This window comes from Pseudomonas sp. zfem003, assembly GCF_032621675.1.
GTDB lineage: Bacteria > Pseudomonadota > Gammaproteobacteria > Pseudomonadales > Pseudomonadaceae > Metapseudomonas > Metapseudomonas otitidis.
The window spans coordinates 535,057-549,744 of the sequence record NZ_JAVYJG010000001.1; the positions used below are offsets into that span (position 1 = coordinate 535,057).

Sequence of the window (14,688 nt, forward strand, 5' to 3'; positions counted from 1 at the left end):
CTCAGGCGCGCTGGTCGATGCGCTCGCGCAGGGTGCGCAGGTCGGCGGCGTCCTGGTGCATGCGCTGGATGATCTCCAGCAGTTGCTGTTTGAGGTGGGCATCACCGATGCGTTCGGCGGCCTTCATCACGGCGATGGCGGCGTCTTCGTTGTTCATGGCGATGGTGTCCAGGAGCTTGCGGCAATCACGTACGGCACGGGTCACGGCGGGGGTCCGAGGGGAAAACTGCGCGCATCCTGCCGGAGGGATGTTGCGATCTGATGTCAGGAGCGGCCTGTCGGAATTTCACAATGCGCTTTCAGGTCGGGAAACCGCGGCAGGATGCGCAGGCGAAAAAAAACCGACCTTTGAAGGTCGGTTCCTGCCCAGCAAGGGCACGATCGATGTGGAAACCACGATATGCACGCACCCACTGCCCGTTGGGTGCAGGGGCATGATCGCGCCCCGCGATGACGGGCCGATGACAGCGGCGTTTCAGTCCGGCGAACGCGAGCGGATCGGCAGCGCCTGAAGCTGCTCCAGCATCCACGCATGGGCGTCGCGGCCGGCGTAGCGGGCGTGGCTGTAGAGCCGCAGGGTGTAGCACGGGATGGCGAAGGGCGCCGGGTAGAGGGCGATGCCGGCCACGTCCCGCAGGGTCTCGGCGGCGTGGCCGGGGGCGGTCATCAGCAGGTCGCTGGCACCGATGATGAAGGGCGCGGCGAGTACCGACGGCAGCCACAGCGCCACGTCGCGGCGCAGCCCCATGCGAGCCAGCACCTGGTCGATCACCCCGCTCGGTTCGTTCCATGGCGTCACCACCGCATGGCGTTCGGCCAGGTAGGCGTCCAGGCCGGGCGCGCCCTGCACGCGGGGGTGGTCGCGCCGGGCGATGACCTGGTAGGCGTCGCTGAACCAGTCCAGCGCCTGGATGCCGGCCGGCAACTGGTCCTGCTCTTCGCCGTAGCCCAGGGCGAAGTCGATGCGGCCGCTGGCCAGGTCGTCGATGGAGACCTTGCGCTCGGCGTGCACCAGGCGCAGCTGGATGCCCGGGGCGAGGCGCTGCAGTCGCTCCACCAGGGCCGGCATGAGGGCGAAGGCGGTGTAGTCGGTGACGGCGAAGACGAAAGTGCGCTGGCTGCGCGCGGGGTCGAACGGATCCCACTGTTCCAGCCCCTCGCCGAGGGTGCGCAACGCGGCCGCCACCGGGCCGGCGAGTTGCTCGGCCCGCTGGGTCGGCTGCATGCGGTTGCCCTGGCGCAGGAAGAGTTCGTCGTCCAGGGCCTGGCGCAAGCGGGCCAGGGCATGGCTGAAGGCCGAGGCGCTGATGGCCAGTTCGCTGGCGGCGGTGCTGACGTTGCGGTGGCGATGCAGGGCGTCGAAGGCCAGCAGCAGGTTGAGGTCGAGGCGGCGCAGCAGGTGATGCACAGCATTCAGCTCCTGATGACATAAATGCACTTCATGCAGCTTACCAGCACCGCTAGCATGGGCGTCCCTTTACTGGAGAGCCCCATGAACATCGAGATTCGCCCCGCCCAACCCGGCGACGCCCAGCAGATCCTGGATTTCATCATCGAACTGGCCGACTACGAGCGTGCCCGCCACGAGGTGATCGCCAGCGTCGAGGACATCCAGCACACGCTGTTCAGCGAGGGCGCGCCGGCCAAGGCGCTGATGTGCCTGTGCGACGGCCAGCCCATCGGCTACGCGGTGTACTTCTACAGCTACTCCACCTGGCTCGGGCGCAACGGCATCTACCTGGAAGACCTCTACATCACCCCGGCCAAGCGCGGCGTGGGTGCCGGCCGCGACCTGCTGCGCGCCCTGGCCCGGGAGGCGGTGGCCAATGGCTGCGGTCGCCTGGAGTGGAGCGTGCTGGACTGGAACCAACCGGCCATCGACTTCTACCAGGCCATCGGCGCCAAACCCCAGGACGAGTGGGTGCGCTACCGCCTGGATGGCGAGGCGCTCAGCGGCTTCGCCGCCGGCGCCTAGGGCGCGTCAGCGCCTGTGCGCGGCAGGCGCAGGGTGACCCGCAGGCCGCCCTCGCGCAGGTTGCGCAGGCTCAGCTCGCCGCCGTGGCTATGGGCCAGGCTGCGGGCGATGCCGAGGCCCAGGCCGTAGCCCTGCTGCTGGCCGGCCAGGCGGAAATGCGGTTCGAACACCTGTTCCAGCTTCTGCTCCGGCACCCCCGGCCCCTCGTCGTCCACGTGCAGGACAAAGGCCTCGGGGCCGTCCTCCACCCGCAGGTGGGCGCGCTCGCCGTACTTCAGGGCGTTGTCCAGCAGGTTGCCGATACAGCGCCGCAGCGCCAGCGGCTTGCCGGGGTAGCGCTCGAGGGCGGCGCCGTCGAGGGTGACCCGGCCGTTGGCCAGGTAGGGCTCCACCAGGCCGTGGAGCAGGTGGTTGAGGTCCACCTGTTCGATGTTCTCGTGGATGTCGGTGTCCTTCACGCACTGCAGTGCGCCCTTCACCAGCAGCTCCAGCTCGTCCAGGTCGCGGTTGAACTTGGCCTGCTGGGCCTCGTCCTCCAGCAGCTCGACCCGCAGGCGCAGGCGGGTGATGGGGGTGCGCAGGTCGTGGGAGATGGCACTGAACAGCTGGCTGCGCTCGCTCAGGTAACGGCTGATGCGCTCGCGCATGGCGTTGAAGGCGCGACTCACCTCCACCACTTCGCTGCCACCGGCCTCGGGCAGCGGGCGCACCTCGGCGCCCAGGTTCATTTCCCGCGCAGCCGCCGCCAGGCGCTTGAGGGGGCGGCTCTGCCAGCGCACCAGCAGGCCGATGAATAGCAGCAGGAAGGCGCTGGTGATGAGGATGAAACCCCATTGCTGGGCTGGCAGGCCCTGGTCTTCCAGCCCGGCGTAGGGCTCGGGCAGCAGCGAGGCGAGGTACAGCCACTCGTTGGGGCTGATGCGGATCTGCGTCACCAGCACCGGCGGGTCGAGGGGCTCCAGGGTCAGGGCGTAGTGGGCCCAGGAGCGCGGCAACTCGTCCAGCTTGAGGCCGCTGTTGAAGAGCCGCAGGTCCTCCGGGTCGACGAAGTGCAGCGACATCTCCACCGGCTTGCCCAGGCGCTCGCGCAGCACCGCCTCCACCTCGGCGAGCACCGCCTGCTTGCGCGGGGTTTCCGGCAGCACACGCATGGCCAGCGGCTTGTCGTTGAGGGAGACGAAGAAGCGCGTGCCGCCCATGCTGCGCAGCTGGTCCAGCACCATGGGCCGGTAGCCCAGGGGCAGCGAGCGGATGTAGCTGACGCTGGCGGCCATGGACTGGCCGAGGCTGCGGGCACTGATCAGCAGGCCCTCCAGCTGGCTGGCACGCAGCTGGGAGACCCAGATCAGGCTCGACAGGGCCTGGGCCAGCACCACCACCAGCAGGGTGAGCAGCAGCATGCGGGCCAGCAGCGAACGCGGCACGGCCCTAAGCACGGCGGGAGGAAACCTGGGCGGCGAGCAGGTAGCCGGCACCCCGCACGGTGCGGATCAGCCGGGGCGCCTTGCCGGTGTCGCGCAGGCGCTGGCGCAACCGGCTCACGGCCATGTCGACGATGCGCTCCAGGGGCATCACCTCGCGACCACGGGTGGCGTTGGCGATGGTGTCGCGGTCGAGGATCTGCTGCGGGTGGTCGAGGAACAGCTTGAGCAGGGCGAAGTCGGCGCCGGAGAGGATCACCTCCTCGCCGTCGCGGTGGAACAGGCGGTGGCTGACCATGTCCAGGCGCCAGGCGTCGAAGCTGACCACCTGGGCCTCGCGCTCCTGGCCGAAGCCGACCCGGCGCAGCAGGGCCTTGACCCGGGCCTGCAGCTCGCGGGGGCTGAAGGGCTTGCCGATGTAGTCGTCGGCGCCCAGCTCCAGGCCGATGACCCGGTCGGCCTCGTCGGAGCTGGCGGTGAGCATGATAATCGGCACCTGGGCCAGGCGCGGGTGTTCGCGCACCCAGCGGCAGAGGCTGAAGCCGTCCTCGTCGGGCAGCATCACGTCGAGGATCGCCAGGTCGGCGCCGGCCTCGTCCATGGCGGCACGAAAGCCCGCGCCATCGGCGACGGTGCGCACCTGGAAGCCGGCGCGGCTGAGGAAGGCCTGCAGCAGTTCGCGAATTTCCTGGTCGTCATCCACCAGGAGGATGTGCTTTCCGGAAGGGCTCATGTCGGCCGTCCTTTGTTGTTATCGGTCATGTCCGTTTGGATGCGAGGCGCTGAGGCCGCGATCTTTCATCCCGCTGTCGGCGGCGGCGCATCGCCATCGGTGGACCGATGAAGCGCGGTCCACCCTACAACAGGTCGCCTGCCGGGAACGTGCCTCGCGTCCGCTTCCCGTGACTGCGCCTCACGCCTGCATCGCCTGCTGCAGCGCCACGCCGGCACCTTCCAGGCCCGGGTACTCGGCCGTCACCAGCCACACGGGGATGCCCTCCAGGTAACCGCTCATGCAGCCCTTGCTGGCGAAGGCGCGGGCGAAGCCGCTGGCCTTGAAGAACTCGGCGAAGCGCGGCACCACGCCGCCCACCACATAGACCCCGCCCCGGGCGCCGAGGGTGAGGACGTTGTTGCCCGCGACGCGGCCGAGCCAGGTGCAGAACTGCTCCAGCACCGCCCTCGCCTCGGGGTCGTCGGCCAGGGCCGCCGAGGTGATGGCCGCCGGGCTGTCCAGGTGCGGCGCGCTGCCATCCAGGGCGCAGCTGGCGCGGTAGAGCTGCAGCAGGCCGTTGCCGCTGAGGACGTTCTCGGCGCTGACATGGCCGAGGCGCTGGTGCAGGTGCTGCCACAGGGCGGCCTCGCGGACGCTGCCCACCGGCAGGTCGACGTGCCCGCCCTCCCCCGGCAAGGCCGTCCAGCGGCCCTCACCCAGGGGCAGCAGGGTGCCGACGCCAAGCCCGGTACCGGGCCCGATCACCACGGCGGGGCGATCCGCTTCGGGGGTGCCGGGGCACACCTCCTGGCGCTCCTCGGGGCGCAGACGGGTCATGCCCAGGGCCATGGCGGTGAAGTCGTTGACCAGCAGCAGGCGCTGGATGCCCAGGCGCTGGCAGAAGGCGGTCCGGTTGAGCCGCCAATGGTTGTTGGTGAAGCGAAAGTCTTCCCCGCCCACGGGGCCGGCACAGGCCAGGCAGACGGCCTCCAGCTCGGCGAGGGGCAGGTCGAGCCCGGCCAGGTAGTGCTGGATGGCCGACTCGGGGTCCGGGAAATCAGCGGTGGCCAGCACCTTCACGGCGTCGAGGCGCTGTTCCCGCCACAGGGCGAAGCGGGCGTTGGTCCCGCCGATGTCACCGACCAGCGCCAGGCTCACTTGAGGCCCTCCAGGCTGTGGGTGAAGGCACTGGCGCCCTCTTCGGCGGAGCTGAAGGCGGCCCGCATGAAGGCGAACAGCTCACGGCCACAGCCGACTTCGGCCTGGTGCATGGGCGGCGCGGGCTCGCGGGCGGCGAACTCGGCGGCGTCCACCTTCAGTTCCAGGGTGCCGGCCACGCCATCGACGCGAACGATATCGCCGTCGCGCACACGGGCCAGGGGGCCGCCGTCAAAGGCTTCGGGGGTGACGTGGATGGCGGCGGGGATCTTGCCGGAGGCGCCGGACATGCGCCCGTCGGTGACCAGTGCGACCTTGAAGCCACGGTCCTGCAGGACGCCGAGGAAGGGAGTCATCTTGTGCAGCTCGGGCATGCCGTTGCAGCGCGGCCCCTGGAAGCGCATGACCGCCACCAGGTCGCGGTCCAGCTCGCCGGCCTTGAAGGCATCGGCCAGGGCCTGCTGGTCGTGGAAGACCCGCGCCGGGGCCTCCACCACACGGTGTTCGGGGGCGACGGCGGAGACCTTCATCACCCCGCGGCCGAGGTTGCCCGTCATCACCCGCAGGCCGCCCTCCGGGGAGAACGGCCGCGCGGCGGGCCGCAGGATGTTCTCGTCCAGGCTCGCAGCGGCGCCTTCGCGCCAGACCAGGCGGCCGTCCTCCAGGAAGGGCTCCTGGGTGTAGCGCCGCAGGCCACGGCCGGCGACGGTCTCGACATCTTCATGGAGCAGGCCGGCATCCAGCAGTTCGCGCACCAGGAAGGCGACGCCGCCGGCGGCCTGGAAGTGATTGATGTCGGCCTTGCCGTTCGGATAGACGTGGGCGAGGGTCGGCACCACTTCGGACAGCTCGGCCATGTCCTGCCAGTCCAGCTGGACACCGGCAGCGCGGGCGATGGCCGGCAGGTGCAGGGTGTGGTTGGTGGAGCCGCCGGTGGCGTGCAGGGCGACCACGGCGTTGATCAGCACGCGCTCGTCGACGATGTGCCCCAGCGGCACGAACTGGCCGGCCTGGCGGGTCAGGCGGGTCACCTGGCGCGCGGCTTCGGCGGTCAGGGCCTCGCGCAGGGGCGTGCCGGGGTTGACGAAGGAGGCGCCCGGCAGGTGCAGGCCCATGATCTCCACGAGCATCTGGTTGGTGTTGGCGGTGCCGTAGAAGGTGCAGGTGCCGGGGCTGTGATAGGCCTGCATCTCCGCCTCCAGCAGCTCGTCGCGGGTGGCCTTGCCTTCCGCGTAGCGCTGGCGGACCTCGGCCTTCTCCTTGTTGGAGAGGCCCGAGGGCATGGGGCCGGCGGGCACGAACAGCGACGGCAGGTGACCGAAGCGCAGGGCGCCCATCATCAAGCCGGGGACGATCTTGTCGCACACGCCGAGGAACAGCGCGGCGTCGAACATGTTGTGGGACAGGGCGATGGCGGTGGACATCGCGATCACTTCGCGGCTGGCGATGCCCAGCTCCATGCCCGGCTCGCCCTGGGTGACGCCGTCGCACATGGCCGGCACGCCTCCGGCGACCTGGCCCACGGAGCCGATCTCGCGCAGGGCCTGGCGCAGCACCTCGGGGTAGGTCTCGTAGGGCTGGTGGGCGGAGAGCATGTCGTTGTAGGCGGTGACGATGGCGACGTTGGCCGAGTCCATCAGCCGCAGGCGCTGCTTGTCGATACCGCCGCAACCCGCCACGCCGTGGGCGAAGTTGGCGCACTGCAGGCTGCCCCGCTGCGGGCCCTTGCTGGCCGCTTCCTGGATCATCGCCAGGTAGCGTTCGCGGGTCGGTCGGCTGCGGGCGATGACCCGCTCGGTGACTTCCAGGATGCGAGGATGCATGTCAGGGGCTCCAGGGGGATATCTTGTTTTAATTGCATCAAGATAACGCAGGAAAACAAAATATCACCACATGCACATGGATATTTTGTTATTCGAACAACATTTTTCAGCTTCAGCCTGTCGTTCTGGTCTGACCGCACACCCCGGCCGAGGTGCCGGTCTGGCGACGGACGCGCGATCCGGGCCGCGCGCCCCTGCAGAGCGGATGGAGCGGCGCCAGGGACGAGCCCTGGCGCGGCGTTTCAGCGGGGGAAGATTTCCTTGAAGAAGCCTTGCATGTCGGCCCAGGAGTTCTCGTCGGCCACCTTGCTGTAGGCCAGGTCCGGGCCTTTCTCGCTGCCGTGGCCGGCGTGGCTGAGGCGGTCGGCATCGGGGTTGGTGAAGCCGTGCTTGGCCTTGGGCTGGAGGACGAAGCGGTAGTTGGCCTCGGCGGCGTCCATCTCGTCCTTGAAGGCGGCGACGTCGGCCTTGGTAACCATGCTGTCCTGCCCGCCGTGCTCCACCAGGATGCGCGCCTTGACGCTGCCCTTGGTGGCGGGGGTGGCGGTGGCGAGGGCGCCGTGGAAGCTCACCACGCCGGCCAGCGGGACGCCCTGGCGGGCCATGTCCAGCACCACCTTGCCGCCGAAGCAGTAGCCGATGGCGGCCAGGCGGCTGCTGTCGGTCAGGGGCTGCTGCTTGAGCAGGTCGAGGCCGGCAAGGAAGCGCGCCTTGGCGGCAGGGGCGTCCTTGAGGGCCGCCTGCATGAAGGCGGCGGCGTCGGCCGGGTGCTCGGTGTTCTTGCCTTCGCCGTACATGTCGATGGCCAAGGCGCTATAGCCCAGTTCGGCGAGGTCGCGGGCACGACGCTTGGCGTAGTCGTTCAGGCCCCACCACTCATGCACCACCACCACGCCCGGGCGCTTGCCCTCGATGGCGTCGTCGTAGGCGTAGTAGCCCACCAGGGCGGTCCCGTCGGCGGCCTTGTAGTGGAGCTCCTTGGTCTTGACCTCGGCCTGGGCGATGCCCGCGAAGGCCAACAGAGCGAACAACAACGACAATCTGGGCATTTCGATTCCTCTCCGGGTTCAGCGAAGCTGGGCAGCGTGCAAGTGTCGCGGTTTTTCCGGGCTTTCGCCAACCGCCATTGCCAGGTGAAATAGCGCTCCCCCATGCCTTGCCGAGGTTGCCATGCGTCGTTCGTCGTTCCTTCTGCTGTTCGCCCTCGCCTGCCCCTGGGCCCTGGCCGATGGGCCACGGGCGGGGAACCTGGAACTGGGGCCAGCCTGGAGCCGGGCCTCGACCTGGGACGCCACGGCGCGGGAGGTCTACCTGGACATCCACGACCGGGGCGGCGATGGCGACCGGCTGAGCGGCGCCAGCTCGCCCCTGGCCTGGCGGGTGGACCTGCAGACCACCGTGCGCATCGGCGAGGCCCGCCGGGTGATGACCCTGGTGTCGTTCGGCATCCCCGCCGGGGGCACGCTGGCGCTCAAGCCGGACGGCAGCCACCTGACACTGGTGGGGCTGCGCCAGCCGGTGACGCCCGGCCAGCGCATCCCGCTCGTCCTGCGCTTCGAGAAAGCCGGCGAGGTGCGCGTGGAGGCGACGGCGCAGTGACGGCTCAGGCGAGGTAGCGGCCGATCTCGATCAGGTTGCCGTCCGGGTCGCGAACGTACACCGACTCGATGGGCCCGAGGGCGCCGGTGCGGCGCACCGGCCCCTCCTCCACCGCCACGCCTTCGGCGGCCAGGTGGGCCAGCAGGCGCTCCAGGGGCCAGGTGGTGACCAGGCACAGGTCGATGGCCCCCGGCAGCGGGTGCGCGGCCTTGGGCTCGAACTCCCGTCCGGCCTGGTGCAGGTTGAGCTTCTGCTGGCCGAAGGCCAGGGCGCTGCGCCCCTCGCCGAACACCTCGTGACGCATGCCCAGCACGCGCTGGTAGAAATCCACGGTGCGGGGGATGTCGGCGACGGTGAGGACCAGGTGATCGATGCGTTCCAGCATGGGTCAGTGCCTGTCGAGGAGGTGGAAACGGGGCAGCGAGAGCCCCCAGCGGATGGCGGCCAGGCGGGTGCCGAGCACCACGGCCATGGCGATGCCGGTGTCGAGCCAGCGCGGCAGCCCGACGGCCAGCAGCCCGATGAACACCAGGGAGCCGGCGATGCAGGCGATGGCGTAGATCTCCTTCTGGAAGATCAGCGGGATCTCGTTGCAGATCACGTCGCGCATCACGCCCCCGGCGACGCCAGTGATGACGCCCATGATCACCGCCGTACTCAGGGGCACCTGGTGCTGCAGGGCGACCTCGGTGCCGTAGACGGTGAACACGGCCAGGCCGAAGGCATCGGCCACCAGCAGCCCGGTCTCGTGGATGGGCCGGGTGAGGCGGACCCAGAGCACGGTGCCCACGGCGGCCAGGGAGGCGACGAGGATGTAGGTGTCGTCACGGATCCAGCTGACCGGGTGGTTGCCGAGGATGACGTCGCGCAGGGTGCCGCCGCCCAGGGCGGTGATGATGGCGATCACCAGCACGCCGAACAGGTCCATGGACTTGCGCCCGGCCATGAGTGCGCCGGTGATGGCGAAGACGGCGACGCCGAAGAGGTCGGACAGGTAGAAGAGCTGCTCCATGGACCGATCAGTTCCCCACCGGGGTGCGCATGGTGACGAATTCCTCGGCGGCGGTCGGGTGCACGCCGATGGTCTCGTCGAAGATGCGCTTGGTGGCGCCGGCCTTGAGCGCCACGGCCAGGCCCTGGATGATCTCGCCCGCCTCGGGGCCGACCATGTGGCAGCCGAGTACGCGGTCGCTCTCGGCGTCCACCACCAGCTTCATCAGGGTGCGCTCCTGGTTGTCGGTGAGGGTCAGTTTCATGGCGCGGAAGCGGCTCTCGAACACCTTGACCTTGTGCCCGCGCCCCCGTGCCTGCTCTTCGGTCAGGCCGACGGTGCCGATGTTGGGCAGGCTGAAGACGGCGGTGGGGATGTTGTCGTAGTCCACCGGCTGGTACTCGGCCGGGCGGAACAGGCGGCGGGCAACGGCCATACCCTCGGCCAGGGCCACCGGGGTGAGCTGCACGCGACCGATGACGTCGCCAAGGGCGAGGATCGAGGGTTCGGTGGTGCGGTACTCGTCGTCCACCTTGATGAAGCCGCGCTCGTCCAGCTCGACGCCGGTGTTCTCCAGGCCGAGGTTGTCCAGCATCGGTCGGCGACCGGTGGCGTAGAACACGCAGTCGGTCTCCAGGCTGCGGCCATCCTTGAGGGTGGCGAGCAGGCTGCCATCGGCCTGCTTCTCGATGCGGGTGATGTCGGCGTTGAACTGCAGGTCGAGGCCCTTGCGGGTCAGCTCGTCACGCAGGTGGGTGCGCACGGCGCCGTCGAAGCCGCGCAGGAACAGGTCCTGGCGATAGAGCAGCGAGGTCTTGGCGCCCAGGCCGTGGAAGATCGAGGCGAATTCGACGGCGATGTAGCCGCCGCCCACCACCAGCACGCGCTTGGGCAGCTCGCGCAGGTGGAAGGCTTCGTTGGAGGTGACGGCATGCTCGCGGCCGGGAATGTCCGGCACCTGGGGCCAGCCACCGGTGGCGATGAGCAGGTGCTCGGCCGTGAAGCGCTGCTCGCCGACCGCCACGGTGTGGGCGTCGAGGATGCGTGCATGGCCTTCCAGCAGGGTGACGCCGGCGTTGACCAGGAGGTTGCGGTAGATGCCGTTGAGGCGGTGGATTTCCTTGTCCTTGTTGGCGATCAGGGTCGCCCAGTCGAACCCGGGCTCGCCGACGGACCAGCCGTAGCCGCGCGCCTGCTCGAAGTCTTCGGCGTAGTGGGCGCCGTACACCAGCATCTTCTTCGGCACGCAGCCGACATTGACGCAGGTGCCGCCCAGGTAGCGGCTTTCCGCTACCGCGACGCGGGCACCGAAACCGGCTGCGAAGCGAGAGGCACGTACGCCGGCGGAACCGGCGCCTATGACGAAGAGGTCGAAATCGTAGGCCATGGCAGGGGGTCTCCAGAAACAGGCGGCCAGCATACCTGAACCCGTGCCCCTGACCAGTTGCCGCGCCTATCCTTGAGCCTGGTACGCCGAAGGAGGAGCACCATGCGCCCTACCCTCACCCATCTCGCCCTGCACGTGCCCGAGCTGGAGCCGTGCATCGCCTTCTATGAACGTTATTGCGGCATGCGGGTGATCCACTCGCGCGCCGGCAAGGGCTCGCGCATCGTCTGGATGGCGGAGCCGGGCCAGGAGCACCGTTTCATCTTCGTGATCATGCCCGGCGGGCGCCCGCGTGACCTGGCCGCCGACGACTACAGCCACTTCGGCTTCGCCCTGGAAAGCCGCGAGGCGGTGGATGCCCTGGCCGCCCGCGCGGCGGCCGAAGGCTGCCTGGTGTGGGCACCCCGGGACGAGCCCTTCCCGGTGGGCTACTACTGCGGCCTGCGGGACCCGGCGGGCAACTATGTGGAGTTCAGCTACGGGCAGCCACTGGGGCCAGGCTCGGAGGGGATGGTGATTCCCTGAGGCAGGCTTCCCGGGCTGAAGCCCGGGCCACGTGGAGTGCGGATACGACAAGGCCGCCCGGAGGCGGCCTTGGGTGACGCGGTGGAGCCTATCAGTAGGCCTTGCCGGTCTTGTAGAGGTTCTCGAAGCAGTAGTTGGTCGCGTCGATGTAGCCTTCGGCACCGCCGCAGTCGAAACGCTTGCCCTTGAACTTGTACGCCAGCACGCAGCCGTCCTGAGCCTGCTTCATCAGGGCGTCGGTGATCTGAATTTCGCCGCCTTTGCCCGGCTCGGTCTCTTCGATCAGCTTGAAGATGTCCGGGGTCAGGATGTAGCGGCCGATGATCGCCAGGTTGGACGGGGCGTCTTCCGGCTTGGGCTTCTCGACCATGCTGTTCACGCGGTAGATGTCGTCGCGGATCATCTCGCCGGCGATCACGCCGTACTTGGAAGTTTCCTCCGGCGGCACTTCCTGGATGGCGACGATGGAGCAGCGGAACTGGTTGTACAGCTTGACCATCTGGGTCAGCACGCCATCGCCGTCGAGGTTCAGGCAGAGGTCGTCCGCCAGCACCACGGCGAAAGGCTCGTCGCCGATCAGCGGACGGCCGCTGAGGATGGCGTGGCCCAGCCCCTTCATTTCCACCTGGCGGGTGTAGGAGAAGCTGCACTGGTCGATCAGGCGGCGGATGCCGACCAGGTACTTCTCCTTGTCGGTGCCCTTGATCTGGTGTTCCAGCTCGTAGCTGATGTCGAAGTGGTCTTCCAGGGCGCGCTTGCCACGGCCGGTGACGATGGAGATCTCGCTGAGACCGGCGTCCAGCGCCTCTTCAACCCCGTACTGGATCAGCGGCTTGTTCACCACCGGCAGCATTTCCTTGGGCATGGCCTTGGTGGCGGGCAGAAAACGGGTACCGTAACCAGCGGCCGGGAACAGGCATTTCTTGATCATGTTGAACCTTGAATAAGGTGGGTGTGGGCTGAATGCGGCGAAGTCTAATCACGCCGCTGTCGCCTTACAATGCCCCGCAGGTGGGCGTCCGACGCCGCGATAGAGGAATCCCAGGTCGGCCAGTTGCAACGGGTCGTAGAGATTCCTGCCATCGAAGATGACCGGCACCTTCATCAGACCGCGAATCCGCTCGAAGTTCGGTTGGCGGAACTGCTTCCATTCGGTCACCAGCACCAGGGCTTCAGCCTGTTCCACCGCCTGGTAGGGGGACTCGCCCAGCCACAGCCGGCCGCTGGCGAGGGCGTCCGGGTAGCGGGCTGCCACGGCCTCCCGCGACGCTGGGTCGCAGCCGCGCACGAGGGCGCCAGCGGCCAGCAGGGCGTCGATCAGCACCAGGCTGGGCGCTTCGCGGATGTCATCGGTGCCCGGCTTGAAGGACAGCCCCCACACCGCCACCACCCGTCCGTGCAGACGCCCCTCGAAATGCGCCACTAGCGCCTGGAACAGCAGGGCCTTCTGCTCGGCATTGCGCGCCTCCACGGCCCGCAGGATGCCGGGGTCGATCCCCTCCTGTTCGGCGCAGCGGATCAGCGCCCGCACGTCCTTGGGGAAGCACGAGCCGCCGTAGCCGCAGCCGGCATAGAGGAAGTGCGTGCCGATGCGCCGGTCACTGCCCACGCCGCGCCGCACCTCCTCGATGTCGACGCCCAGGCGGGCGCAGAGCCCGGCCATCTCGTTCATGAAGGAGATGCGCGTGGCGAGGAAGGCGTTGGCGGCGTACTTGGTGAACTCCGCGGCGCGGGTGCCCATGCAGAGGATGCGGTCGTGGTTGCGCGAGAACGGCGCGTAGAGGCGCCGCAGCAGTTCGCGAGCTGCCGGGTCGTCGGTGCCGATGACGATGCGATCGGGGCGCATGAAATCATCGAGGGCAGCCCCCTCCTTGAGGAACTCGGGGTTGCTCGCCACCTGGATGCGAAAGGCCTTGCCCCGGGCGGCGAGTCGCCCGTTGATGCACGCGGCGACCCGCTCGGCGGTGCCGACGGGCACGGTGGACTTGTCCACCACCAGGCACGGGCGCTGCAGCACCCGCCCCAGTTCGTCCGCCACCGCGAGCACATGGCTCAGGTCGGCGGAGCCGTCCTCGCCGCTGGGGGTGCCCACGGCGATGAAGGCGACGTCTGCCTGCTCCAGTCCCTCGGCCAGGCGCGCGGTGAAGTCCAGCTGCCCGCTCTCCAGGTGCTGCGCCAGCAGGGGCGCCAGGCCCGGTTCATGGATCGGTGACTCGCCCCGACGCAATTGCGCCAGGCGCGACGGGTCGCGCTCGACACAGCGCACCCGGTTGCCCATTTCAGCAAAGCACGCCGCCGTCACCAGCCCCACATAGCCCGCCCCGATCACGCATATCCGCATGGCTGCACCTCCGCTGTCGTTGCAGGGATTGCAACGGACTCCGGTGGCAGGGGCGTGACAGCGAGGTGACGGCGAGGTTATCCGGAGCCGCCCTCGTCGACGGGCTGCAGCTCGACTTCGACCAGGCCTTCCACCGGCTCTTCCGGTGGGCCGCCGCCGAAGTCGCCCAGGGCTTGCCAGTGCTCGTCGAGGCCGGCGCTGATGGCGGCGAGGTGGTCGATCATGCGGCGCCCGGCCTGGCGCGCTGCGTCATCCTCGCTGCGCATCAGCTCGAAGGACATTTCGGTCATGGCGGCCGACAGGTGGGTAAGGCTGCGGGTGGTGAGGCCGAGCAGGCGGATCAGATGCTGTTCACGGGTGTCCATTCCACGTCTCCTGGTTCCTTCAGGCAGTCTCAGGCTAGACCATCCGCTGCCGTGCACCGTTCGACCGTGCGTCGCCTGGCGGGGTTCACCGGGTGGAACTTGATCGGGCCAGCGCAGGTCAGGTGTTCAAGCCCGCTGTCGCTGCGAACTGCCGCAGCGACCCTCGCAACCGATTCCCGTCAGGAGAGCCTGATATGCAGCTCCTCATCCGTTCCGTCGGCGAACGTTTCGTCATCGAAGGCGGCATCACCCTGGAGGTGATCAGCATCCATGGCCACCAGGTGAAATTCGGCATCGTCGCGCCCAAGAATGTCGCCGTGCACCGCAAGGAGGTGTATGAGCGCATCCAGGCCGGCGTGCCCCATCCGCGCAAGATGACGGCCTGAGC

General features: G+C 68.8%; 17 protein-coding genes. 4 read left to right on the plus strand and 13 right to left on the minus strand.

What is annotated here, in order from left to right; all coding sequences use genetic code 11:
* Position 1: 1 nt before the first annotated feature.
* On the minus strand, positions 2–205 hold the full coding sequence (locus RTK35_RS02350; RefSeq protein ID WP_044406437.1) for a hypothetical protein: 204 nt from the start codon (positions 203–205) through the stop codon (positions 2–4).
* Positions 206–475: 270 nt separating this feature from the next.
* Positions 476–1,408, minus strand: coding sequence for a LysR family transcriptional regulator (locus tag RTK35_RS02355; RefSeq protein WP_316907279.1), 933 nt, complete (start codon positions 1,406–1,408; stop codon positions 476–478).
* Positions 1,409–1,492: 84 nt separating this feature from the next.
* Between RTK35_RS02355 and RTK35_RS02360 the strand changes: the two genes are divergently transcribed.
* Positions 1,493–1,975, plus strand: a complete 483-nt coding sequence (locus tag RTK35_RS02360) for a GNAT family N-acetyltransferase (protein ID WP_253125266.1) — start codon at positions 1,493–1,495, stop codon at positions 1,973–1,975.
* Here the strand turns inward: RTK35_RS02360 and RTK35_RS02365 are convergent.
* The 5 genes from RTK35_RS02365 to RTK35_RS02385 form a co-directional block, all read right to left on the minus strand.
* Positions 1,972–3,375: an ATP-binding protein gene (locus RTK35_RS02365; RefSeq protein ID WP_082078228.1), complete on the minus strand. Its 1,404-nt coding sequence runs from the start codon at positions 3,373–3,375 to the stop codon at positions 1,972–1,974. The two genes, RTK35_RS02360 and RTK35_RS02365, sit on opposite strands and share 4 nt — an antisense overlap.
* Positions 3,376–3,403: 28 nt before the next feature.
* Positions 3,404–4,129 carry a response regulator gene (locus RTK35_RS02370; RefSeq protein ID WP_069564733.1) on the minus strand — a complete coding sequence of 242 codons (726 nt, stop codon included), beginning with the start codon at positions 4,127–4,129 and terminating at the stop codon, positions 3,404–3,406.
* 180 nt (positions 4,130–4,309) lie between these two features.
* Entirely contained in the window at positions 4,310–5,269 is a 960-nt protein-coding gene (locus RTK35_RS02375) for a glucokinase (RefSeq protein WP_316907280.1), read from the minus strand.
* Complete coding sequence (gene edd, locus RTK35_RS02380) at positions 5,266–7,092, minus strand: phosphogluconate dehydratase (RefSeq protein ID WP_316907281.1); 1,827 nt, start codon at positions 7,090–7,092, stop codon at positions 5,266–5,268. The genes RTK35_RS02375 and edd overlap by 4 nt, the downstream gene beginning before the upstream one ends.
* 242 nt (positions 7,093–7,334) lie before the next feature.
* Positions 7,335–8,141 carry a dienelactone hydrolase family protein gene (locus RTK35_RS02385; protein WP_316907282.1) on the minus strand — a complete coding sequence of 269 codons (807 nt, stop codon included), beginning with the start codon at positions 8,139–8,141 and terminating at the stop codon, positions 7,335–7,337.
* 121 nt (positions 8,142–8,262) lie between these two features.
* Here RTK35_RS02385 and RTK35_RS02390 point away from each other — a divergent pair, with 121 nt between their 5' ends.
* Positions 8,263–8,691 carry a copper chaperone PCu(A)C gene (locus RTK35_RS02390; protein WP_160479624.1) on the plus strand — a complete coding sequence of 143 codons (429 nt, stop codon included), beginning with the start codon at positions 8,263–8,265 and terminating at the stop codon, positions 8,689–8,691.
* A gap of 4 nt (positions 8,692–8,695) precedes the next feature.
* Here the strand turns inward: RTK35_RS02390 and RTK35_RS02395 are convergent, their stop codons facing one another.
* Genes RTK35_RS02395 through gorA form a run of 3 tightly spaced genes read right to left on the minus strand, consistent with a single transcriptional unit; the run spans position 8,696 to position 11,069 of the window.
* Positions 8,696–9,076 (minus strand): VOC family protein, encoded by a 381-nt coding sequence (locus tag RTK35_RS02395; protein WP_301150766.1) that lies wholly within the window; start codon positions 9,074–9,076, stop codon positions 8,696–8,698.
* Positions 9,077–9,079: 3 nt separating this feature from the next.
* The gene (locus RTK35_RS02400; RefSeq protein WP_044406412.1) at positions 9,080–9,703 is read right to left on the minus strand and encodes a trimeric intracellular cation channel family protein; all 624 of its coding nucleotides are present in this window, start codon (positions 9,701–9,703) and stop codon (positions 9,080–9,082) included.
* A gap of 7 nt (positions 9,704–9,710) precedes the next feature.
* Positions 9,711–11,069 carry a glutathione-disulfide reductase gene (gene gorA, locus RTK35_RS02405; RefSeq protein WP_282885733.1) on the minus strand — a complete coding sequence of 453 codons (1,359 nt, stop codon included), beginning with the start codon at positions 11,067–11,069 and terminating at the stop codon, positions 9,711–9,713.
* A gap of 102 nt (positions 11,070–11,171) precedes the next feature.
* On the opposite strand from gorA, the gene RTK35_RS02410 reads away from it, so the two are divergent.
* Positions 11,172–11,594: a VOC family protein gene (locus tag RTK35_RS02410; protein WP_160479617.1), complete on the plus strand. Its 423-nt coding sequence runs from the start codon at positions 11,172–11,174 to the stop codon at positions 11,592–11,594.
* Positions 11,595–11,685: 91 nt separating this feature from the next.
* On the opposite strand, the gene galU is transcribed toward RTK35_RS02410, so the two are convergent.
* The 3 genes from galU to RTK35_RS02425 form a co-directional block, all read right to left on the minus strand.
* Entirely contained in the window at positions 11,686–12,525 is an 840-nt protein-coding gene (gene galU, locus RTK35_RS02415) for a UTP--glucose-1-phosphate uridylyltransferase GalU (protein WP_074972625.1), read from the minus strand.
* A 48-nt stretch (positions 12,526–12,573) separates the two neighbouring features.
* Positions 12,574–13,935, minus strand: a complete 1,362-nt coding sequence (locus RTK35_RS02420; RefSeq protein ID WP_316907284.1) for a UDP-glucose/GDP-mannose dehydrogenase family protein — start codon at positions 13,933–13,935, stop codon at positions 12,574–12,576.
* Positions 13,936–14,012: 77 nt separating this feature from the next.
* On the minus strand, positions 14,013–14,300 hold the full coding sequence (locus tag RTK35_RS02425; protein WP_044406399.1) for a hypothetical protein: 288 nt from the start codon (positions 14,298–14,300) through the stop codon (positions 14,013–14,015).
* A gap of 194 nt (positions 14,301–14,494) precedes the next feature.
* Here RTK35_RS02425 and RTK35_RS02430 point away from each other — a divergent pair, with 194 nt between their 5' ends.
* Positions 14,495–14,686, plus strand: coding sequence for a carbon storage regulator (locus RTK35_RS02430; protein WP_044406396.1), 192 nt, complete (start codon positions 14,495–14,497; stop codon positions 14,684–14,686).
* The last annotated feature ends 2 nt before the right edge of the window (positions 14,687–14,688 follow it).